Annotated in this window: 21 protein-coding genes; 10 read left to right on the forward strand and 11 right to left on the reverse strand. The window is 36.7% G+C overall.

Features of this window, described 5'->3' with window-relative positions; genetic code table 11:
* Nucleotides 1–73: 73 nt before the first annotated feature.
* The 5 genes from AC6F8J_RS11340 to hydE form a co-directional block, all read right to left on the reverse strand.
* On the reverse strand, nt 74–1,891 hold the full coding sequence (locus AC6F8J_RS11340; protein WP_500723442.1) for a bifunctional homocysteine S-methyltransferase/methylenetetrahydrofolate reductase: 1,818 nt from the start codon (nt 1,889–1,891) through the stop codon (nt 74–76).
* Nucleotides 1,881–4,022 (reverse strand): DNA topoisomerase 3, encoded by a 2,142-nt coding sequence (locus AC6F8J_RS11345; RefSeq protein ID WP_500723443.1) that lies wholly within the window; start codon nt 4,020–4,022, stop codon nt 1,881–1,883. Before AC6F8J_RS11345 ends, AC6F8J_RS11340 begins: the two co-directional genes overlap by 11 nt.
* Before the next feature lie 366 nt (nt 4,023–4,388).
* Nucleotides 4,389–4,784 carry an arsenate reductase/protein-tyrosine-phosphatase family protein gene (locus tag AC6F8J_RS11350; protein ID WP_500723444.1) on the reverse strand — a complete coding sequence of 132 codons (396 nt, stop codon included), beginning with the start codon at nt 4,782–4,784 and terminating at the stop codon, nt 4,389–4,391.
* A 190-nt stretch (nt 4,785–4,974) separates the two neighbouring features.
* A complete protein-coding gene (locus tag AC6F8J_RS11355; protein ID WP_500723445.1) occupies nt 4,975–6,327 on the reverse strand; it encodes a diguanylate cyclase domain-containing protein in 1,353 nt (450 codons plus the stop codon).
* A 174-nt stretch (nt 6,328–6,501) separates the two neighbouring features.
* Entirely contained in the window at nt 6,502–7,551 is a 1,050-nt protein-coding gene (hydE, locus tag AC6F8J_RS11360) for a [FeFe] hydrogenase H-cluster radical SAM maturase HydE (RefSeq protein ID WP_500723446.1), read from the reverse strand.
* Nucleotides 7,552–7,745: 194 nt separating this feature from the next.
* On the opposite strand from hydE, the gene AC6F8J_RS11365 reads away from it, so the two are divergent.
* Nucleotides 7,746–8,357, forward strand: coding sequence for an LUD domain-containing protein (locus AC6F8J_RS11365; protein WP_500723447.1), 612 nt, complete (start codon nt 7,746–7,748; stop codon nt 8,355–8,357).
* A gap of 109 nt (nt 8,358–8,466) precedes the next feature.
* On the opposite strand, the gene AC6F8J_RS11370 is transcribed toward AC6F8J_RS11365, so the two are convergent.
* The gene (locus tag AC6F8J_RS11370) at nt 8,467–9,105 is read right to left on the reverse strand and encodes a hypothetical protein (protein WP_500723448.1); all 639 of its coding nucleotides are present in this window, start codon (nt 9,103–9,105) and stop codon (nt 8,467–8,469) included.
* Between the two features lie 169 nt (nt 9,106–9,274).
* The gene (gene glyA, locus AC6F8J_RS11375) at nt 9,275–10,507 is read right to left on the reverse strand and encodes a serine hydroxymethyltransferase (protein WP_500723449.1); all 1,233 of its coding nucleotides are present in this window, start codon (nt 10,505–10,507) and stop codon (nt 9,275–9,277) included.
* A 347-nt stretch (nt 10,508–10,854) separates the two neighbouring features.
* Between glyA and AC6F8J_RS11380 the strand changes: the two genes are divergently transcribed.
* Together AC6F8J_RS11380 and AC6F8J_RS11385 are read left to right on the forward strand one after the other, a co-directional pair.
* Nucleotides 10,855–11,631 (forward strand): threonine/serine exporter family protein, encoded by a 777-nt coding sequence (locus AC6F8J_RS11380; protein WP_500723450.1) that lies wholly within the window; start codon nt 10,855–10,857, stop codon nt 11,629–11,631.
* Entirely contained in the window at nt 11,628–12,062 is a 435-nt protein-coding gene (locus AC6F8J_RS11385; protein WP_500723451.1) for a threonine/serine exporter family protein, read from the forward strand. Before AC6F8J_RS11380 ends, AC6F8J_RS11385 begins: the two co-directional genes overlap by 4 nt.
* Here AC6F8J_RS11385 and AC6F8J_RS11390 read toward each other — a convergent pair.
* Nucleotides 12,059–12,487, reverse strand: a complete 429-nt coding sequence (locus tag AC6F8J_RS11390) for a SoxR reducing system RseC family protein (protein WP_500723452.1) — start codon at nt 12,485–12,487, stop codon at nt 12,059–12,061. The two genes, AC6F8J_RS11385 and AC6F8J_RS11390, sit on opposite strands and share 4 nt — an antisense overlap.
* A 144-nt stretch (nt 12,488–12,631) precedes the next feature.
* Nucleotides 12,632–13,525, reverse strand: coding sequence for a helix-turn-helix domain-containing protein (locus tag AC6F8J_RS11395; protein WP_500723453.1), 894 nt, complete (start codon nt 13,523–13,525; stop codon nt 12,632–12,634).
* A 191-nt stretch (nt 13,526–13,716) separates the two neighbouring features.
* On the opposite strand from AC6F8J_RS11395, the gene AC6F8J_RS11400 reads away from it, so the two are divergent.
* From AC6F8J_RS11400 to AC6F8J_RS11430, 7 genes are all read left to right on the forward strand, one after another.
* Nucleotides 13,717–14,796 carry a PilT/PilU family type 4a pilus ATPase gene (locus AC6F8J_RS11400; protein ID WP_500723454.1) on the forward strand — a complete coding sequence of 360 codons (1,080 nt, stop codon included), beginning with the start codon at nt 13,717–13,719 and terminating at the stop codon, nt 14,794–14,796.
* A 168-nt stretch (nt 14,797–14,964) separates the two neighbouring features.
* A complete protein-coding gene (locus AC6F8J_RS11405) occupies nt 14,965–16,017 on the forward strand; it encodes a type II secretion system F family protein (RefSeq protein ID WP_500723455.1) in 1,053 nt (350 codons plus the stop codon).
* 10 nt (nt 16,018–16,027) lie between these two features.
* Nucleotides 16,028–16,363 (forward strand): hypothetical protein, encoded by a 336-nt coding sequence (locus tag AC6F8J_RS11410; protein WP_500723456.1) that lies wholly within the window; start codon nt 16,028–16,030, stop codon nt 16,361–16,363.
* 10 nt (nt 16,364–16,373) lie between these two features.
* On the forward strand, nt 16,374–16,865 hold the full coding sequence (locus AC6F8J_RS11415; RefSeq protein WP_500723457.1) for a DUF4860 domain-containing protein: 492 nt from the start codon (nt 16,374–16,376) through the stop codon (nt 16,863–16,865).
* 17 nt (nt 16,866–16,882) lie between these two features.
* Complete coding sequence (locus AC6F8J_RS11420; RefSeq protein ID WP_500723458.1) at nt 16,883–17,326, forward strand: prepilin-type N-terminal cleavage/methylation domain-containing protein; 444 nt, start codon at nt 16,883–16,885, stop codon at nt 17,324–17,326.
* Nucleotides 17,327–17,330: 4 nt separating this feature from the next.
* Entirely contained in the window at nt 17,331–18,050 is a 720-nt protein-coding gene (locus tag AC6F8J_RS11425) for a hypothetical protein (RefSeq protein WP_500723459.1), read from the forward strand.
* 123 nt (nt 18,051–18,173) lie between these two features.
* The gene (locus tag AC6F8J_RS11430; protein ID WP_500723460.1) at nt 18,174–19,790 is read left to right on the forward strand and encodes an ATP-binding cassette domain-containing protein; all 1,617 of its coding nucleotides are present in this window, start codon (nt 18,174–18,176) and stop codon (nt 19,788–19,790) included.
* Nucleotides 19,791–20,310: 520 nt separating this feature from the next.
* Here AC6F8J_RS11430 and AC6F8J_RS11435 read toward each other — a convergent pair.
* Entirely contained in the window at nt 20,311–20,913 is a 603-nt protein-coding gene (locus AC6F8J_RS11435) for a Fe-Mn family superoxide dismutase (protein WP_500723461.1), read from the reverse strand.
* Between the two features lie 154 nt (nt 20,914–21,067).
* On the reverse strand, nt 21,068–21,802 hold the full coding sequence (locus AC6F8J_RS11440; protein ID WP_500723462.1) for an MBL fold metallo-hydrolase: 735 nt from the start codon (nt 21,800–21,802) through the stop codon (nt 21,068–21,070).
* Between the last annotated feature and the right edge of the window lie 13 nt (nt 21,803–21,815).

Here is a 21,815-nt window from a genome sequence, read left to right on the forward strand (position 1 = left end):
TCGTTGTAAAATATATACGGCTTTATAAGTATTGTACCATTACACATGTTATTGGTCTATGATCCTTTGTACTTTAATTGTGCTTGGCACTAGAAGTTGAACTTGACCTTATACCACATCCAATTTTTTTTATGATTTTCTCTATCATAGTTGCGCGATTAAAGGGTGTCATAAAATATAAGCCATCTACATAGGGTTTCATTTTTTGGGCTAAGGCAACTGCAATTTCTACGCCGATCTTTTCTGCTTCTTCTTTGGTCATTTGATTGTCAAATCTTGCCATAACATCATCTGGTATTATTATGCCTGGAAATTCATAATGTAAAAAGCGTGCATTTCTTAGGCTGACTAAGGGCATAATGCCACCTAATATTTTCATGCCTGTTTTGTCCTTAACTTTCCTTATGGCTTCAATACCCGCATCATTATAAACCGGTTGCGTTAATAAATAGGATGCGCCTGCTTCTTTCTTCTTCATCACACGTTCGATTGTAACATCCATATTCTGAGAATAAGGGTTCAATGCGCCACCAATATAAAAAGTATCCTTATCTAGTTCACTGTTAATCTCCGTTACATATTGCATAAAGGATATGGCATTCATATTGAAAACACTTTTTACTTCGTCCCGATCATCACTGGGTATTGGATCCCCTGTTACAATCAGAATGTTCCTAATATCTGACAAATGGGCACCCACCAAGCCACCCCGAAGTGCAATTAAGTTCTTGTCACGAAGACACACATGGGGCAATACTTCCATGCCTGTGAGTTGTTTGATCTTAGCTGCTATGAGCAAGGCATCTGCTCTTGACCGTCCAAGTGGTGAATCTGCAAAAGTAATGATATCGACACCTACCTCTTTTAATAAATGAGCTGAAGATACGACTTGAGACATATCTATCTTAAAGGGTGGGTCTAGCTCGACAGCGACCACAAATTCATTTTTTTCCAACTTTTCTCTAAAAGAGTTGTGCAATGGCTTCAACGGATGAAACTTTCTCTTTGTTCTAGTGATGGACTTAACTTCACTAAAATCAAAAGTGTTCAACCGTTCGCGTATTTTTCTAATATGGTCTGGTGTTGTACCACAGCAACCTCCGATGATTCTAACCCCTTCCTCACAAATCTTAATCATGGTATCTGCAAAGTAGTCTGCATTGCTTTGATATACCATTCTTTCAAGTTGTTGATCCGGATAACCGGCATTGGGTACAGCTACCATTTTACTTGGATCAAAATCTAAGGTTTTGATCAAACCAAGTAAATGACTGGCACCTATACCACAGTTAAATCCATAGGTCGTAACCAAATCTTGTTGTTTGGTTTGCTGGATGATTTTTTCTTTATTGACACCGACTTTGGTATAACCATGTTGGTTGACGGTGAAGTTGGTCATGATCTGTATGTTCGGTCCATGTTCATGAATGTATTCAACCAGTTGATTCACTTGATCGATTCTACTGAAGGTTTCTAGGAGTATGATTTTTACGTTCTTTAATAAACCGATATCGATCAGTTTACGGTAGGTGGATTCAATCTCGTAATCTTCAATATCATAGGGTTCAGCAATCGGTCCTATGCTATAGGCAACATAGCAGTCTGTGCCTTTTACGGCTTCGTTGGCTAAATCTATGCCCGCCATAATAATTTTTTTGACTTCATCGATGCTTCTATATAGGGTATAGGGGTTGGCTGCAAAAGTATTGGTCCTAATCAACTTGGCTCCCGCCTCTATATAGGCTTTATGAATATCCAATATTAATTCCGGTTTACTTATGTTGGCCGGTTCAGATAGTGTATAGTGGCCTTGTGTCAACTCAGCAAAATAAGTTCCCATTGCGCCATCCATGAGCAATACTTGTTCTTTTATATACTCTTTAATCATCATTTTTCTCATCCTCGCTTATGGGATGCATATTCTGCAATATAATTTCGCCTTGATTATTCAGTACCAATGTTGCACTTTTCTTTTCTCCGGTTTGAGGCAATGTTAGATTATAAGGCTTAATTTCTTTGTTTTTTAAGAGTTGTTCTATGATGCTAGCTTCCAATGTCTTGCCGTACTTTTCAAGGACATTTTTCCATATGGTCATTTTACAACCATCACGCCAGTTGGAACAATAGAAAGACTTAGAATTCTCACTGATTTTTCCATCTTCGCATAAGGGGCAATCCCCTAGTATTGGACCTTTGGGTGTAAAACTTCTTTTACTTTTGCTTTTGTCTTGTTCAAAGATGACCTTACCACTGGTTTTGTTGGCTGATCCCACTAAGTAGATAACAAATTTATGAATGCTGTTCATGAATTTATCCGGCTCAAGCTCACCTTTGGCAATCTTCGTTAAGCCTTTTTCCCATTTTCCTGTTGTAATGGGTGACTTAAGTTCTTCCGGGACAATCTCTATAAGATTAATACCTTTGGGCGTTGGGTATAGAGATTTGCCTTTTCTGGTGATGTATTTGACTTGAATCAAGCGTTCAATAATGCCTGCCCGTGTTGCCGGTGTTCCAAAGCCTGACTCCTTTAATTGCTCTTTGAGTTCATCTTCTTCTATGAACCTGCCTGCATTTTCCATAGCACTTAGAAGTGTTGCTTCGTTATAGTGCTTGGGCGGGGATGTTTTCTTGACTAGAACCTCTGAACCGACTATATCTACTTCATCCTTTTTCTTAAGGTCCGGCAGCTCAACATCGTTGTTGTCCTTGTCACTCTTGTATAAACTTTTCCAACCATTTTGTGTGATGACTTTTCCTTTGGAAACAAAGCTTTCTTCTGCCACATGAATGATCATCTCTGTCGAGTTAAATAAATGGTCTTCATAAAAGACCGCGATAAATCGTTTCACGATTAGATTATATATCTTCTGTTGATCAGCAGACAAGTTTTTTAGATTCGGTGTCACATTGGTCGGTATGATGGCATGATGGTCTGTAATTTTTGTGTTATCTATGATTCTTTTTGAGAATTTTATCTCTTTGGTTATAACTGGTGCTAAGGCTTTGCTATAGGGGTCTACATTAATCTTATGTAAGGTTTTGATGACTTGTTCTTTCATATCATCGCTTAAATACCGACTATCTGTTCTTGGATAGGTAATCATTTTGCTACGCTCATAAAGACTTTGAGCTATGGTTAAAACCATTTGAGCTGTAAACCCATAATAGCGGTTCCCATCTCGTTGTAATTCCGTTAAGTCGTAGAGTAAAGGTGGTAGCAACTTGTTTTTCTTATGGGTCACTTTGGTGACGACCCCTTTTTCCCCCACGATTCTTTCTGCAATGACTTTGGCTTGTTCTTTTTTTAGGATCTTGGTCTCACTGACTTTATCTTCAAACCAGATCCCTTTAAATGGTCCGTAATCTGCCTGCACTTCATAGTAATCCTGAGGTACAAAGTCCTCAATCTCCTTGTAACGGTTGACTATGAGTGCCAGTGTTGGTGTTTGCACCCTACCTATACTTAATAGGACATCGTTTTTGGTGGTATAAGCTCTTGTAGCGTTAATACCCACCAACCAATCCGACTCTGATCTACATTTGGCTGAATGGTATAAGTGATCGTATGCTTTTCCGTCTTTTAGTTTGGCAAAGCCTTCTTTGATGGCTTCATCTGTCATCGAAGAGATCCATAATCTCTTAAATGGCTTTTGTGATTTGGTATAACTATAGATGTATCTAAAAATCAATTCCCCTTCACGTCCGCTGTCTGTTGCACATATAAGTGCCGCCACATCGTTTCTGTTCACCAACTGAGTAATGATGCTTAATTGCTTGACAGTTTTATCATAGGGCTTAATTTGTATGGTTTCTGGTATGATGGGTAAGGTCTGATATGCCCATTTTTTATACTTCTCATGATAATCTTCCGGTTCAGCAAGGGTAATCAGATGACCAATGGCCCAAGTGATGATATACTCTTGTCCTTCTATAAAGCCGTCTCTTTTTGATGTACATCCAAGTACTGTGGCTATATCCCTTGCTACAGAAGGTTTTTCTGCTATGATCAGTTCTTTACCCATATTGTGTTCCTCATTTCAAACATACTTTTTGTTCGTTTCCACTTTACAGAATTATATCACAGCACAAGAGGTGGTACAAATAGAATGGCTGAAAATTATATATTGCAAATATGGTTAAAGGGTCAAAACAAGAAAAGAAGCTTTGCTTCGTTATGAGCTCTGCTCATATTTCTGAACGGTCCGAAAGGAAAGGACCTTGACGCATTCAGCTATGTTTTAAAGCTGAATGCTAGAGTATGACTTTCCTAGAGAACAAAAAAATAAATGTTGAAGTTATACCGCACTTTAACATTTATTCTAATACTATTTCATATGGATTAAAAGCTCATAATCAGGTTAAAGGGTCAAAACTAAGTTATATTATCTTTATAATATACCTTTTTCAATACGTTCTTTTAAATCTACTACTTTTTCTTTAATCAAGTCTCTCGTATTTCTATAGTCTTCCATTGGTCCACCGGATGGATCTTCCAGTCCCCAGTCTTCTCTATGGCTACATGGCAAGGTAGGACATGCCACACCACACCCCATGGTAATGAGAATATCTATGTCCGGAATATCGGATAAAAGCTTTGGCTTATGGGTACGCATATCTATACCCACCTCTTCCATAACCGCTACTGCGCCCGGTTTTACTTCATGATAGTTCTCAGTACCTGCTGAGTATGATTCAAATACACCTGTTCCAATGCTTTTCCCAAAGCCTTCTGCCATCTGTGATCTACAGGAATTATGTATACAGACAAATGCTACTTTTTTCATATTCTTCACTCCTTATGTATACGGACTCATTCGTTTTGTTTTTATTTTCTAATAGTCCCATCATAAACAGTAATAATGCGTATGTCAAACCCTTTGAAGCAATTTATAAGATGTTTACATAAGCTTTACACTTGCCAAACTTAGTTTTGATTTTTAACCAACTATACAGCTTAGATCTTTCAACTTTGTGTTAGTAATTTTTTTTATTTTTTTTATTTTTTTTATGCCTGTACATATTTTTATCTGCAACCTGTAATACTTCTTCAAAATTCTTGCCATCTTTAGGAAAAATACTTTTTCCAAAGCTTGAAGCAATAAAAATATCATGACCTTTGATTTTGAATTCATCTTGAAACATCTCTAAAATTCTTTGACCTGCTTGTTCTAACACCGTCGCATCCTCAATCATAGGGAAAATAATTAAGAACTCATCTCCACCAATTCGAAAAACCGCTTCATTGGTTCTTATAACTTTTTTTAGAATCCTTGATGTTTCTATAAGTACTTCATCACCAATGACATGACCATAAGTGTCATTAATATTTTTGAAATTATCTAAATCCAATACGAGCAAGCCTACCAAAGCATTTTTTCTTACAGCTGCGGAAATAATTAATTTCTGATAGTCCTTTAAAAAATGTCGGTTAAGAAGCCCTGTTAGACTATCATGTATTGAATTATGTTTGAATCTATAATTTGTCTTCATAGAAAAATAAGAAATCAAACCAATTGCAATAGAAGCCAGAATACATAATAAGCCCATCATAATGTGTGTTAACTCATAAAAACACCAACCATCGAGCGGCATCACCTTCACGTTCCAGTTCATCAGTGAGGGACTAATGACAAAATTCAAAGGGTCTTTCATAGCCCATTCATCGTACTCATAAAAAGGTATCTCATTATGGTTTTCAGTGTTGTATATTTTTATATTCAAAGATGTTTTTTCTGCAAGTTCATCTATCTTTTTATAGATGTGTTCACCATCTAATACAATACTCACTTGACCCCAATATGATGCATCCTCTCTAACAACAGGCACTCTAATAACAAATCCTTCACCACCTTGTACCAAAGAAACCGGTCCATGAAAGGTTGTCTTTTTTTCATGTTTGGTTCTTAGAACCATATCTTTCTGGCTTTCAACTGTTGTCAGGTCAACGCCTATAGTACTTTCGTTCCCTTCCAAAGGGTAATTGTCAATAATGGTGGTGTCCATTATTGTAACAATTTTACGAATGCATACGTCTTGATTTTCAACCAATATCTCCAGATAATCTGAAGCATCACGCCAATCTAATCCACACTCCGATTTTAGATAGGCCACATAACCATTCAATAAATGCATATTGGTATAGATTGTATTTTCCAACTCTGTTTGTAATACCATATAGCTTTTTGTAACTTCCAAAATCTCATCTTGTCGTTTCTGTTCATGGTAATTGTACATAATATATGCCATTATGATAAAAGCACTTAAGCTCACTACAACAGAAATTATTATTGTCTTTTTCTTTGAGAACTCCGGAACCCATTGTCCCATAGAATCACTTCCCCGACACCATATGAAACTTACTATGAACTCATGTTATCTATATTTTTTGCCACCTATTATTTTGGTTAAAAGTTCAACTAAATAGTTTTGATGCCTTAACCATATTATACCATGTAAATCCATCACCTAAAAGCTTATCCACTTAAAATATGGAAGTATTTCCTATTTTTGGGTGTGTATATCCACATGGTCACCTCTTGACATATCCACTTCAAATCCGACAGATTGAATGCGTCTTTCAATGCAACCTCTACAATGGGCCGCTTCATCACCTGTACAAATCTTACCATCATATAGTAAATACTTATCTCTCACATTCGTCGGCGATAAGTTCGGCATCACCACATTGCCTCCTGCTTGAAGTCCTCTTTCCCTACCTTTGCTGTCTAATGAGCCTAAGGCGGTGGTAGCTGGCAGTAAGACCTTCGGTAACAAGAGTCTGACTAAAGACAGCATAACACAAGTCGTCTCAAGGGTACCTGACATGGCTTCTGCCAAAGGTGTATCTTGTTGAGGTATAAATGGTCCGATACCAACCATATGAGGCTGTAGTTTCTTAAGAAAGAGCAAATCTTCCACATAATCTTCATTACTTTGTCCTGGCAAGCCTACCATAAAGCCTGCGCCTACTTGAAAACCAATTTCTTTAAGATCTTCTAGGCAGCTTATGCGAGCTTCATAGGACATGTCTGGGTGTAATTGTTCATACAAAGCTTTTGTACTGGTTTCATGTCTAAGCAGATACCGATCAGCACCGGCATTTTTATATAGTTGGTAACTTTCTTTTGATTTTTCTCCTATTGAAAGGGTAATGGCACAATCCGGATGGTTTGATTTTATTTTGCTAATCAGATCGACGATATTATCATCTGTATAGAAAGGGTCTTCACCCCCTTGAAGGACAAAGGTTCGATAACCAAGTTCATAGCCTTCTCTACAACACTCTAAAATCGTTTCAGTGTCTAGGCGATATCGATCTGCATTCTTATTTCCCCTTCTTATACCACAATACATACAGTTGCTTTTACAATAATTGGTAAATTCAATAAGACCTCGCATAAATACTTTATTTCCGTATACGGAAAGTCTTTTTTCATGGGCACGTTCATGAAGATATGCCCTACTATTTTCATCTAAGTTATTCAATAAGTCTAAGAGTTCTTCTTTGGTTACTTGACCTGTATCATATATTTGATCAATTATATTATTCATCCTATCATCCTTTCGTGAAAGCTTTCACAATATTAACCATCATACCACATTCTTCATAGATAATATGTTAATTTATTGTGAATATTACATTTTCTGTTAATAAGTTTACCTTATACGTCTTAAAGGTTATAATGTTTTTATGACATGGTTAATTTAGAAAGGATTCCGATATGACACCTATTAAAAAATTTTATATGCAACAAAGCAACACCATTATTCAAAATCTTGAGAGAAGGAATATGAAGGGCTATTATTGCGAAACAAAGGCTGAAGCCTTAGACCTTACCCTATCTTTAATGGAAGAAGGAAGTAAAGTATCTTTTGGTGGCTCTATGACGTTAGAGGAAGTGGGTCTTCTTGACAAAATTGCGGAAGGCTCTTTTGAGCTTTTAGACAGAAGGCAAGCCACATCGCCTGAAGAAGTACGATCCATCTATCTTAAGGCCTTTGATTCAGACACTTATCTTATGAGTACTGGTGCTTTATCCCTTGATGGTCATCTTGTGAACATTGATGGTAATGGTAATCGTGTTGCCGCTCTTATCTATGGTCCAAAACAAGTTATCATAATATGTGGTATGAATAAGGTAGCGACAGACTTAGATGAAGCCATCAGCAGGGTTAAGAATTTTGCTGCGCCACCGAACACACAACGGCTTCTAAAAAATACACCTTGTTCAAAAACCGGATTCTGTCACGATTGTCAAGTAGATGACTGCATTTGTTCACACATTGTCATAACAAGACGCTCCAGCAAAGAAAACCGAATAAAAGTCATCCTCGTAGGCGAAATACTTGGCTATTAGAACAAAGAGGCTACGCCTCGTTTTGCTTGCAATATGGCTTCTTATATTAGAATGCACCTCCAAAATTATAGGAGGTGCATTCTAATTTATATTTAATTTATATGCTCAATTACATGGATGTTATTTTTTTCTTATCTTGAATACCTCTTAATATACCGTATTCCAAACGTTTAAGTAGCAATTCATAAGATTCCCATCTAATGAATTCTGTTAAGGAAAAGACCGCACCAAGTTCGATGTTCTGCGCTCTTCCTATGTTATTGATTTGCTCTTCTAACTTCTTTATGACCAACATTGCATCATCCTTCAAGGTGTTAGGTAACAAAATTAATATCTTATCCACTCTATATAACCCAACACAGTCTGTTTTTCTCAAGCGATCTCTAAGGGCTTCTTCAAACAGGTTCATCCTATTATTTATTGTCGCTTCTTCAGTTTGATTATGACTAAAGTGTACCATACACGTGGTCAGATTCTGCTGATACCTATTAGCTCTAGAACATTCTCTATCCAATTGCATGAATATAGATGCCTCTTCATCTTCAACAAGCAGGTCACTCAATTGCAAAGAATTAATCTTACCGTACTGATCCTGATACTTTGATATAAATGCTTCTATTAGCTTAACAATCCTATGATCAATTGGGTCAAGGTCATTGACTAAGCTAATCATCATTTCAAATAATTCCAAGTCTTCAATAAATAGGTTTTTGTTTTTTATCAGCAAACTTTTAATTGATTCCTTCATTAAATCGCCCCCCAAATCTGGTGTCTTCCTTTATTAATTATCTCACAATTTTAATAACTGTACAACTACTTCTGTCAACTCTAATAAATGTTTGTGGTTGTACTTTTATAGTCCATGGATTACAAATAAGGCTGTCCCCAGTATGAGACAGCCTTACTTGTAACTCTATTTAGTATAATGGATATTTATCCACGAGTTTTTTAACCTTGCTTACAATCTTATCTCTATTATTTTCAATATCTTTTAGGGTAAGTTCAATAATCTCAGCTATAACATCCATATCATCTTCTGTCATCCCTCTGGTCGTAACTGCAGGCGTTCCTAAACGGATACCACTTGTAACAAAGGGACTCTCCGGATCGAAAGGTATGGTGTTTTTATTACAAGTTACACCTATTTCATCTAAAAGATGTTCTGCTACTTTTCCTGTCATCTTAATATTTTGTAAGTCCACCAACATCAGGTGATTGTCCGTACCACCGGATACAATATCAAAACCTCTTTTAACCAATGCTTCTGACAATGCTGAGGCATTCTTGATGACTTGCTTTTGATATGCCTTGAATTCTTCTGTCATGACTTCTTTAAAGTTGACCGCTTTTGCAGCAATTACATGCATTAATGGACCACCTTGTATTCCCGGAAAAATTGCCTTATCTATGATTTTAGCATATTTTTCTTTGCACAAAATCATCCCCCCCCTTGGACCTCTTAAAGTCTTATGGGTCGTTGTGGTAACAAAATCAGCAAATGGAACTGGATTAGGATGAAGTCCGGCTGCGACCAAACCTGCTATATGTGCCATATCCACCATAAGATAAGCACCTACCGCATCCGCCACTTCTCTAAACTTGGCAAAATCAATGGTTCTTGCATAAGCACTGGCGCCGGCTATAATCAACTTTGGCTTTTCTTTTATGGCAAGTGCCATCAAAGCTTCATAATCTATAAAACCTTCTTTATTGACACCGTATGGTATGATTTTGTAATGCTTTCCTGACATATTTACAGGACTTCCATGAGTTAAGTGGCCGCCATGAGAAAGGTTCATACCCATCACCTTATCACCTGGATCCAAAACTGCGAAGAAAACCGCCATATTAGCCTGAGCACCTGAGTGTGGTTGAACATTAGCATGGTCTGCTCCAAAAATCTCTTTGGCTCGGCCTATTGCCAATTCTTCAGCCATATCAACAAATTGACATCCTCCATAATATCTCCTGCCCGGATACCCTTCTGCATATTTATTCGTCAAAGGACTTCCCATCGCTGCCATTACAGCCTTAGATACAAAATTCTCAGATGCAATTAACTCAATATTATTTCTTTGTCTGTTCAACTCAAGTTCCATGGCCTCTGCCAATTGAGGATCCGCTTTACTTACTTCATCAAATGAATACATGTGATTATTCCTCCATTATTCGTGAATGTACATTGTTATCCTGACTGTCATTTATTGATATCTACCTATTATTTAGTGGTATTATATCATATGGTTTTCTAGAATGGAATCATGAAATCATAAAAACCTACATCTTATGTAGATTATGCAAAATGAAATTCTATTTTTGACATCGTTGACCCCTTCATAGTAAAATGATTTCAGACATGTTTGACGCTTTAACCTATCATGTATGTAGATGAATAAATATTAATGGTTGGTTAAAGGCTCAAAACTAAACTTCACTAAGTTCACATATATTGTATGTAAAAATTAAGCTCGTAAACGATAAGAAAATGAGGTGCTAGATGGATTCAAAGAAATTGATGAACTTTTCTCTGACCGTTGGAGAAGTTATGTTGAAAAATGGTGCAGAAACATACCGTGTCGAAGATACAATCAATCGAATCTTAAAAACCTCGAATTACAAAGGGATTGAGTCTTTTGTAACACCTACAGGTATTTTTGCAACCCTTGAAGATGAAGACCGAGATCACATGACATTTATACGTCGAGTTAAAAACAGAGACATTAACTTGTATCGCATCGAACTTGCCAATGCTATCTCTAGGGACTATTGCAACCGTTCTATCACGTTGAATGATGCTTATGACTCTATTTTGAAGGCTGCTCATGTGCCAACCTATAGTAAAGGGTTTATCGTGATTTCAGTCGGCCTTGCAGCCGGCTTATTCGCCATCGTTCTTGGTGGCTTTGTTCCTGATGCTTTTGTCACTTTCGTCGCCGGACTCGTACTTGGACTGTTTCAGGTAACCATGCAACACCTAGGTGTTTCCAAATTTTTCATCAATATTATCGGAAGCTTCATGACCTCATGGGTTGCTTTATTTTTCATCCATGCCCTTGGTTTTGGCACCAACTTAGATCTGATTATTATCAGTTCTATTATGCCACTTGTTCCCGGTGTTGCAATTACCAATGCTGTTCGAGATACCATTCATGGTGATCTGGTTTCAGGCGCTTCAAGGATTTTAGATGCCTTCATCATTGCCGCTTCCATCGCTGCTGGTGTCGGTATTGCGCTTTCTATCTTCAATTCCATATATGGAGGTATCCTTTTATGATGATTCAAGTGTTTGCTGCCTATTTCGTTACTATTTTTTTCGCAATTATTTTTAAGACATCAAAAAACCAACTGCTTATATCCGGTTTCGTCGGCGCAGTTGGTTGGTGGGGCTATTTAATGGTTATCCATTATGATTATTCTATTGTTACCGGTAGTTTTATCGGCGCTTTTTTAGTTAGCCTGCTTGCCAATCTTTTTTCTAAAATACGAAAATCACCTGTCACCATATTCCAAATACCCGGCATTATACCTTTGGTTCCGGGTATGGGTATGTACAAAACACTCTATGCGGTCATCGATGAAGATTATAATTTGGTAGCCAAGCACCTTTTTGAAACTCTACAGATTGCCGGTAGCATAGCTGTTGCCATGATGCTCATATTTTCTTTAAGCACATTGATTGAACAACACATTTCAAAAAAAGCTTAATCTTCATGTTTCTTTACGATATTAATAGCAATGGGTCTAAATCTTCTTGTATGAAATTTGTCTTCATTTTTTCGTATCGTGAAGTATGTTATCCCTAATAGCACAAATCCAAAAAGAAGACTCATAATTTCCTCATTCACACCCAACTGACTACCTAAAAGATAACCTACACCCAATCCAATTAACAGACCAAAAAGGGGTATAATGTACATGATGATTACCGCTAGAAGGAAATTACTCTCTTCTAGACTAATGCCTACTAAATCTCCTACATCTGCTTGGCAAAGATTCTCTGCTTCAAGTATCATTTCTTCTGTTTCTACACCTGCCAAGCATGCATTGCAATGATCACAGGCATCATGTCGTTGCAACTTCACACTCACTAAGTTACCCACAACTTCTGTTACTTGTCCGATTTCTGCCATACTATCACCTTCCGATTCTTAAGACGGATATGTTGTTTTGTTACTTCTCTTAATAAAGGTATCAAATCTTTATATCATTATTTTATCATGTTATGCCTCAAACGTCTATCTAGGTTATCGGTGTCAAGATATAAAAGTTCAACTTTATGGTTTTGACGATTTGACTATGTCTATATACATTTGTCCTTCTAGCCACGTCTTCAATGATATAAAATCTTTTGCAAAGCCATCTGCACCTAGATCTTTCCAAATCTCTTGATTATGATCAAAGGCCTGTCCGCCTACAATAATTTTTAGTGTTTTTAGGCCCGTGTCTCTTTTTACGACTTCGATTAGATTTTTCATGCCGTCTAAATGATAGGACATCGTTGCTGATAAAGCTAATATATTTACTTTTTTATTTTTCAGCATCATGATGACACTATCCGTTGGTACACTGGTACCAATATAGTAGGGCGTAATGCCAAGCAAAGAAAAATACTCACTAATCATCCTTATTCCGACTGTATGAGGTTCAGAATTTAGAGACATGCATAAAACACTATACTTACCTTTTGGGACCTCACCTGTTATGGTTGACATCATTGAAAGTATTTTATGTACCACTTGAGTAGCAAAGTGCTCAACCGCTACATTCACTTCCCCTCTTTCCCACATTTCTCCTATATCTACCATGATTTGTAAAAGGATCTCTTCATATATAATGAGGATATTATCTTTGGATGGATTCAACTGCAAAATCATATATAGCGCTTCTTGCTCATTGCCTTCAATAAGATATTTTTTTAATTTTTCTTTGAATGCTTTTAGATCAACCAGATCCTCAGCAGGATTAACCACCTGGTGCCCCATCAACTTATCGATGGATATATTGAGTACTTCTCCTAAGCGTTTTAGCAAATCTCCTGTTGGAAATCTGACACCTTTTTCGTAATTGGCTATGGTTGTTTGCCCAACGCCTAGTTGGTCACCTAATTCTTTTTGGTTCATATTTAATTGCGTTCTAATTGTTTTTAGATTATCACCAAACGATGTCATATCATCACCTCTTGTTTCATTATATCACGTTATGTAATAATTGTCATGGATTTTGTTTAGTATACCTAGGTTACGACTAGACGAAGTATCCTAATAAAGAGTATAATAATATGGAGGTGTCAAAATCCAAAATGTTTTTTGACCCTTTTACCACAATATAAAATACTAACTTTATACAAGGGGAGACACTAATGGATAATTATGCCGAGTTTATGGACCGTTTGCTTGAAGAGACTATGAAACACAATGCAACGGATTTACATCTTTGCGTTGGTAGCAAACCGCTTATACGTGTTAATTCAAGGCTTCGACCCATTGAAAACACCGATGTCCTAACACCTGAAACGATGCGTCAAATCGTAAACCTTTACTTAAACGAAAAACAACTTGAGGGTCTATATGAGAAAAAAACATTAGATATGTCATATTCAAAACAAGATTTGGGGCGATTCCGATGTAATTTTTACATACAAAGAGGTACATTTGCCCTTGCCATACGCTCCCTCCCCCTTGTTATTCCTGATTTAGAAGCACTTGGATTACCTGTCATCGCAGCTGATTTTTTGGATAAGAATAAGGGACTGATTCTTATAACCGGTTCAACCGGCAGTGGTAAATCCACCACATTAGCCAGCATGATTAAGATGATTAATGAACGTTATCATTATCACATCACGACCATAGAAGATCCGGTGGAATACTTACACAAACATGTGAAAAGTATGGTTACTCAAAAAGAAATCGGAAGCGATGCCCTTTCTTTTTCAGGCGCCTTAAAATCGGCTTTAAGAGAAGATCCGGATGTTATTATGTTAGGTGAGATGCGTGATATGGATACCATCTCTATTGCATTAACCGCAGCCGAAACCGGACACTTGGTTTTGTCCACTTTGCACACAAATGGGGCTGTCAAAGCTGTAGACAGAATATTGGATGCCTTTCCCACGGAACAACAAAATCAAGTAAAAAGTCAACTGGCAACAGTCCTAGAGGGTATTATCTCGCAGCAACTGGTCCCTCGTAAAGACCATAAAGGCCTTGTTCTTGCGAGTGAAATCATGGCTGTCACACCTGCCGTGCGCAATCTGATTCGTGAAGGAAAACAATATCAAATCAACAACCTCATTCAAAACGGTATGACTCAAGGCATGCGTTCTCTAGAGAGAAATCTTGTTCAGCTATGTCAAGATGATATCATAGATGATCAAGAAGCACGTTTAAGAGCTCAAGATATTCAATTATTTGATGCCTATTTTGATGTTTTGACCTAAATAATAGCAATTTATGGTTAATGGGTCAAAACTAAGTTTCACTAAATTCATATACCATATATAGATTACGTTGATACATTCGTAACTATATATGGTATATGAAAGTTCAACTATATAGTTTTGACGCCTTAACCAATTTATAATCTACTAAAAGAGGGGAGAAAACACGTGTCCAAATCAAACCACAAATTACCAAAAGAAGAAATAATTATTTTCGTACGCCAGCTAGCTTTGGTTATTGATTCAGATATCTCTTTGTATGAAGGGCTTGAAATGATTAAGAACAAAACTGATCATTCGGAATTAATTGTTATCCTTGAAGATATGCTGTCTGGCATTAAGGCAGGACGTTCTTTAGGTGAAGTCATACAAAATCATGAAAAAGCTTTTTCATCTTTTATCACAAATATGGTTGATATCGGTGAAAAAAGCGGTGATCTAACTGGAAACTTAAACCAAGTTGCAGATGCTTATGAAAAAGAACTTGAGGCTGCCGTTAGGGTGAAGTCGGCTGTCACATACCCTATTATACTCTCTGTCTTAATGTTTGCTGTTATATTGCTCCTTGTTCTTCAAGTTCTGCCTATGTTCAACGAGATCTTAACTTCTCTGGGCGGTGAAATGCCTACATTAACAAAAGGTATCCTATCTATCAGCTTCTTTATTGGCGACTATATACTTGTTTTTTTAGGCTTAATGACGGTTGCTTTGATTTTTTACTACTACTATAAAAGAACCATTGGAGGCCACCTCTTCTTGGATCGACTCAAGTTTAAGCTTCCTATTATTAAAGATATCTACGCTTCATTAACCGCTGTCCGTTTTGCAAGAAACCTAGCTGTTCTTATTAGAAGTGGCATCAGTATTAGCATCGGTATAAAAATGATAAAGCCAATTATGAATAATTTATATGTAGAATCCAAGATGGATCATGCTATATTGGATATAAACAACGGAAAGCCTGTGGACAAGGTGATCGAAGATTTAAACCTTTTTCCATGGGTGCTAAATAAGCTTTTTTCAGTGGCTCAAACTACTGGGCATATGGATGCCATGTTAGACAAAGCCGCTATTGTTATGGAAAAAGAGACCGATGCAAGATTAGACCGACTTACGACGGTTATCGAGCCCATTCTAATCATATTATTATCCCTTATTGTTGGTATTATACTTATATCTGTTATACTACCCATCGTCAGTATCATGGATTCTATAGGATAGGGGTGGTCATGTGTTAAGACGTAGTTCTACTCTAAGTATATGGGCACAAATCATGACTTTACCTTTCTTATTTATTATGGTTTTCTTATTGGTCGGCCGTCTTTCTTCTTATAATGAGACTTTTACAAGCCTTAATAAATCAGCACTAGAAGAAACAGTTAAGAAGTATGTTATCCAATGTTATGCATCAGAAGGTAGCTATCCCCCTAACCTTGATTATTTATCAGAGCATTATGGATTGATTCTAGATTATGAGCACTATATATATGATTATGAAATCTTTGCTTCTAATATCATGCCAAACATTATAATTCTTGATAAACGGATACATGAAATCGACCAATAAAGGAGACGCTATGTCAAAAAGAAAAATTAATATCTCTGTTGAATCTATTATGGTGATTCTTTTGATGATTATTTTCGCCGTCTCCATATCTACCCTTGTATTCCAAGGCAGTCAAGTCTATGAAACAATCCTAAGAGATAAAGAAATGGCTGAAAATAATCGAATCGCATTGTCTTACATCAACATGAAAATTAAGCAAAACGATACAAAAGATGCTATTTACTTGGCTACTTATCCCTCTGTTGAAGAAGATGTATTGGTCATCTTACACCACGGACTAGAAAAAGGGTTAATAACTTATATTTTTTTTCATGAGGGTGCCTTATGGGAATGTTATACCGATGGCGATTTAGATCTTGCAATAAGTTCAAAAATCATCCATTTAGAAGGTCATTTGCTTTTCTCAAGTGATCCTATGAAGGGACAGATCCTTACCACGCTTTACAAGCATGAAGAAGATAAAAACCCTACTCGAATGTACGCAACGCTAAGAACCTATTAGAAAGGAGATGAACAGAAATGAAAACGTGTCTAAGTCAGGAAAAAGGCTTTACTCTCATCGAGATCATCATCTCTATTGCCCTTTTAAGTATCGTTAGTGTTATTATTTTAAGACTTTTTGTTTTATCGTATACAATAAATGAAGAAGCTAAAATCTCCGACGAAGCCAATACCTTAATCGTCAATCAATTGGAAAACTTAAAGACCTACGATGATCTTGGAACGTATTTAAAATCTCATGCTTGGCTTGTTGAGACGTCAAAACATATACAAGGTCAATCTTACTATGATGTTGATTTCAGACTAATTGATACACCTGATTCATACACCCTTCATTGGTCCATGGTAAATGATAAAACCATCTCCAATCTTTACCATGTTACAGCTTATCTTATCCATACTACAAACAATGAAACTTTAACTACTTATACAACAAAACACTATTTCAAGTACAAGGAGTAGGCCTATGATCAATCATCCTTTATATAAACGTCAAGAAGGTTCAAGTTCCATATTGGTTATCATACTTATGGTCGTCATGATGGTTTTCGGATTGGCTGTACTTACGACTTCACTTTCCAATAAGCGTTTGGCAGAAAAAAAACAGGATTGGCTCCATGACTATTATGACCTCGAAGGTCTTGTCGAAGAAAAAATCGGGAAAATTGACCAAATCTTATTAGGTGTGGAAGAAGAGGCCATCCAATATATCTCAAATGGAACTTATCCCTTGAATCTTACTCTTGATACTCATTTGGAACTTCTATCAAAAGAGCAGACTTTTTCTTATATCTATATAGAATTATTAAAAGAACGTCTAAGTAGTGCAATCAAAGGCGATAAATCATTGGCTTTATACATGTCTGACTATGATTTTAATGACATTAAAAATGGTTATGTTATTAAACCAAGCTTCATCGAGTTTGATTCCCATCATTTAGAAGGCTCTTATCCTAGACATATAACCGTAACGCTTGCCCTGCTTCCACCAACTCCTGACAATCTAAAGGAAGACTACCATTTGATTAACCGGTTTGATATTATTAGTTACTACCAATGGCAAGATGCTTTTGAATATGATGAGATTTTTGAGTTTGATGATATTTTTGATGCGCCAGCCGACTCTGAATTTCTCGATGAGATGCCATCAAATCCTTTTGAAGATACAGACCAACCACTTCCATGATTGACATTTAATATTAATTGATATATGATATACAAGGTTTGATACATAACGTATGGCACTGTGTGTCGTACGTTTTTGTAAGTTTGTAAGTTAATAACAGGCAATGAAATTGGAGGATTTACAATGATTACAACGGATAACGTGAGTTTAAGCTTTAGCGACAAGCAACTTTTCAAAAACATAAACCTTAAATTCACCCATGGCAACTGTTATGGTGTCATAGGTGCAAATGGATCTGGTAAATCCACCTTCTTGAAAATACTTTCCGGTGATATTGAAGCGACAACCGGTGACATCGCTGTTACGAAAGGTGAGCGTATTGCTGTTTTAAAGCAAGACCACTATGCTCACGACGAAGATACTGTGCTTGATACTGTTATTATGGGTCATGAGCGACTATATAATATCATCCATGAAAAAGATGCCCTTTATGCCAAAGAGGATTTTACCGAAGAAGATGGCATAAAATCTGCCGAGTTGGAAGGCGAGTTTGCTGAGCTTGGTGGCTGGGAAGCTGAATATGACGCAGAAAAACTATTAATTGGTCTTGATATTCCTAAGAACCTTCATAGCAAGCTTATGAAAGATCTAACCGGTGCCCAAAAAGTCAAGGTTCTTTTAGCTCAAGCGCTTTTTGGCAACCCACATATTCTACTCCTTGATGAGCCAACCAACCACTTGGATTTCAAATCCATTATGTGGCTAGAAGAGTTCTTAATCAACTACGATAATACTGTTATAGTTGTATCTCATGATCGACATTTTCTTAATAATGTATGTACACATATCGTAGATATTGACTTTGGTAAAGCGAAAATGTATGTGGGAAACTATGATTTCTGGAAAGAATCTAGTGAACTGATGCTTAGATTAATCAATGACCAAAATAAAAAGGCTGAAGATAAGATTGCTGAACTTAAGTCTTTCATCGCACGATTTAGCTCAAATGCATCAAAAGCTAAACAAGCTACTTCTCGTAAAAAAATGTTAGATAAGATTACCATAGAAGATATTCAACCGTCTTCTAGAAGATATCCTTTTGTGGGGTTCATTCCGGACCGTGAAGTTGGTAAAGATATTCTTCGTGTTGAGGGTATTAGTAAAACTGTTGATGGTGTCAAGGTATTAAACAATGTTACTTTTATTGTTAATAAAGACGATAAGATCGTTTTCTTAAGTGATAATGAGATTGCAAGAACGACTTTATTCCAAATCCTTATGGGAGAGGTTGAACCGGATGAAGGTACTTTTACTTGGGGTGTTACGACGACGACAGCCTACTTACCAAAAGACAATGGCAAATTCTTTAATGGTGTTGAGTTGAACTTAGTTGAGTGGTTACGCCAATACTCTAAAGATGATGACGAGTCTTATATCCGTGGTTTCTTAGGTAAGATGTTGTTTTCCGGTGAAGAAGCTCTCAAAAAAGCCCATGTTCTTTCCGGTGGTGAAAAAGTACGTTGTATGTTATCTCGTATGATGCTTTCCGGTGCGAATGTTATCGTTCTTGATGAACCTACAAACCACTTGGATCTTGAGTCTATTACAGCTGTTAATGATGGTTTGATTGCTTACAGGGGTAATGTTTTGTTCTCTTCTCATGACCATAAGTTTATTGAAACGGTGGCAAATCGTATTATCGAGTTGACACCAAACGGTATTGTGGATCGTATGATGGAGTTTGATGAGTGGTTGGCTAATGATGAGTTGCAGGAGACGATTAAAAGTATGTATGCGTAGGGGGGGGGGTTAGCATCTTGTCTTGAAGACTGATAAGATACATGATGTTGCTTTCTTATAAGCCTAGTTACACACACAGTTTTAGGAACTTCATAGTCGATGTTGATAATGCTTAAAACCCATAAATAAAAGCAGTAAGTGTTTGTTTTCCTAAACACTTACTGCTTTGTTGTTCTCTAGGAAAGTCTATGCCATATAATGCGTTGAAGCGTCGCATTAACGATTAAGTATGTCTTTCCTGCCGGAATAATTTAATTTGTAAAGCGAGGCATAACCTCTTTGTTCTTTGTTAGATAGAATAGATACTCTTTTTATTGAAGGTTGTTTTGATTCCTTCGATGCCGCTTTTACATAGCATGGGTTCATCATGACAGGCTCTATGATTATTAACCTTGCTTCGGTTACTTATAATTGTGAAGCATTATTAAATAAGATTAAGACAGCCATGATGATCATCATGAATAATAAAAGATAAATACTGTAAGGCCTATAAGGTACTAAGACATAAAGAATCATTATACTATTTAAATGATTCAAATCTTCTGTTGGCTTCATCCCAATTAATAATCTCCCAAAAAGCTTGAATATAATCAGGCCGTCTGTTTTGATACTTCAGATAGTAAGCATGTTCCCATACATCTAGAATTAAAATAGGTTGCTTGCCTTCACTAATCGGACTGTCTTGGTTAGGGGTTGAGCTTATTTCTAATTTTCCTTCTGATAAGGTCAGCCATGCCCATCCGGAACCGAACCTTGTGGCAGCAGCTTTGTTAAAGGCTTCTTTCATGGCTTCAAAGGAACCGAAAGTTGCTTCTATGGCTTCCGCCAATGGACCTGTTGGGTTTCCTCCCCCGTCTGGTGATAGCCCTTCCCAGAATAGACTGTGGTTATAAAACCCACCTCCATTATTTCGAACAGCTGTCTGTAGGTCTACGGGTAAATTGTTTAGACTTGCTAATATCTCTTCTATCGACTGATCAATACCTTGGCCTTCTAAAGCCGCATTGAGGTTGTTTGTATAAGCCGCATGATGTTTACTATGATGAATTTCCATGGTCATGGCATCAAAGTGGGGTTCTAATGCATCATAACTATAAGGTAACTTTGGTAATTGAAATGACATAAACATTCCTCCTTCTTATTGCTTACTTATTTCTTTATAAAGTGTTCTAACTTAGTATATACACTCTAATCTTATTGACTTCATATTTGATCTGTTACAAGTATATCATGCACGATTGAATTATTCAAGTTTTTTTGATTATGATTATTATTATCTATTGGTTGCTTTTTCTTTCTAAGTTTTTTAAGTTGGTCATATGTATGTTTTGCTTGTTTTCATTCTTAAAGGTCATCGGCTTTTCTGACTTAAGCGTTTTAAGGTAGACGATGGTTTCATCTAACATATGCTTTTCTATGTGTAAAGTATGAGAGGCCGTTATTTTGTTGAGATTTAGAGATTTATAGTTTACTAATGTTGCTATATAGGTCTCTAAGTCCTGAGCTTCGACATAAATTAGAGGCTTTTCTAAATTATCACCTACAATAAGTAAACCAGACTCATGATCGAATAAGGATATGCTATCCCTTGTATGACCCGGTGAGTGAAACAGTAAAATACCATCTTCCCATTCTAATTTATCTTCAAATGTTATATTCGGCAACACCATCTGAACATTACCCATTTGATAATTTTCATTTTTTGACACTTGTTTATGCCACTGGTCCCTTATCAAAGACTTGCACATACGATGACTTATGATTTTTTCATTCTTAAAAGCCCCATTCCCCCATATATGATCCCAATGAAAATGTGTATTAATGACCACCACTTCTTTTGTATTCATAGATGGAAACATTTTAATTATGGGGAACATGGCTTCTGGCCCACAAAAAGTGTCTACTACATAAACACGTTCTTCTTTTTCTATTACGTATATACTCGTATCAAAGCCTTCCAAATCATCAAATGTAAAGGCTGTTGTATTTTTATTTAATTTTTCCTGTTTCATTGGTCACCTATTA

The sequence above is a fragment of the Petrocella sp. genome (genome assembly GCF_059865615.1).

Bases quoted from the DNA above. Each gene is read 5' to 3' on its own strand.
- AC6F8J_RS11340 (WP_500723442.1), bottom strand. From the start codon at position 1,891: ATGATGATTAAAGAGTATATAAAAGAACAAGTATTGCTCATGGATGGC.
- AC6F8J_RS11345 (WP_500723443.1), bottom strand. From the start codon at position 4,022: ATGGGTAAAGAACTGATCATAGCAGAAAAACCTTCTGTAGCAAGGGAT.
- AC6F8J_RS11350 (WP_500723444.1), bottom strand. From the start codon at position 4,784: ATGAAAAAAGTAGCATTTGTCTGTATACATAATTCCTGTAGATCACAG.
- AC6F8J_RS11355 (WP_500723445.1), bottom strand. From the start codon at position 6,327: ATGGGACAATGGGTTCCGGAGTTCTCAAAGAAAAAGACAATAATAATT.
- hydE (WP_500723446.1), bottom strand. From the start codon at position 7,551: ATGAATAATATAATTGATCAAATATATGATACAGGTCAAGTAACCAAA.
- AC6F8J_RS11365 (WP_500723447.1), top strand. From the start codon at position 7,746: ATGCAACAAAGCAACACCATTATTCAAAATCTTGAGAGAAGGAATATG.
- AC6F8J_RS11370 (WP_500723448.1), bottom strand. From the start codon at position 9,105: ATGAAGGAATCAATTAAAAGTTTGCTGATAAAAAACAAAAACCTATTT.
- glyA (WP_500723449.1), bottom strand. From the start codon at position 10,507: ATGTATTCATTTGATGAAGTAAGTAAAGCGGATCCTCAATTGGCAGAG.
- AC6F8J_RS11380 (WP_500723450.1), top strand. From the start codon at position 10,855: ATGGATTCAAAGAAATTGATGAACTTTTCTCTGACCGTTGGAGAAGTT.
- AC6F8J_RS11385 (WP_500723451.1), top strand. From the start codon at position 11,628: ATGATGATTCAAGTGTTTGCTGCCTATTTCGTTACTATTTTTTTCGCA.
- AC6F8J_RS11390 (WP_500723452.1), bottom strand. From the start codon at position 12,487: ATGGCAGAAATCGGACAAGTAACAGAAGTTGTGGGTAACTTAGTGAGT.
- AC6F8J_RS11395 (WP_500723453.1), bottom strand. From the start codon at position 13,525: ATGACATCGTTTGGTGATAATCTAAAAACAATTAGAACGCAATTAAAT.
- AC6F8J_RS11400 (WP_500723454.1), top strand. From the start codon at position 13,717: ATGGATAATTATGCCGAGTTTATGGACCGTTTGCTTGAAGAGACTATG.
- AC6F8J_RS11415 (WP_500723457.1), top strand. From the start codon at position 16,374: ATGTCAAAAAGAAAAATTAATATCTCTGTTGAATCTATTATGGTGATT.
- AC6F8J_RS11420 (WP_500723458.1), top strand. From the start codon at position 16,883: ATGAAAACGTGTCTAAGTCAGGAAAAAGGCTTTACTCTCATCGAGATC.
- AC6F8J_RS11425 (WP_500723459.1), top strand. From the start codon at position 17,331: ATGATCAATCATCCTTTATATAAACGTCAAGAAGGTTCAAGTTCCATA.
- AC6F8J_RS11430 (WP_500723460.1), top strand. From the start codon at position 18,174: ATGATTACAACGGATAACGTGAGTTTAAGCTTTAGCGACAAGCAACTT.
- AC6F8J_RS11435 (WP_500723461.1), bottom strand. From the start codon at position 20,913: ATGTCATTTCAATTACCAAAGTTACCTTATAGTTATGATGCATTAGAA.
- AC6F8J_RS11440 (WP_500723462.1), bottom strand. From the start codon at position 21,802: ATGAAACAGGAAAAATTAAATAAAAATACAACAGCCTTTACATTTGAT.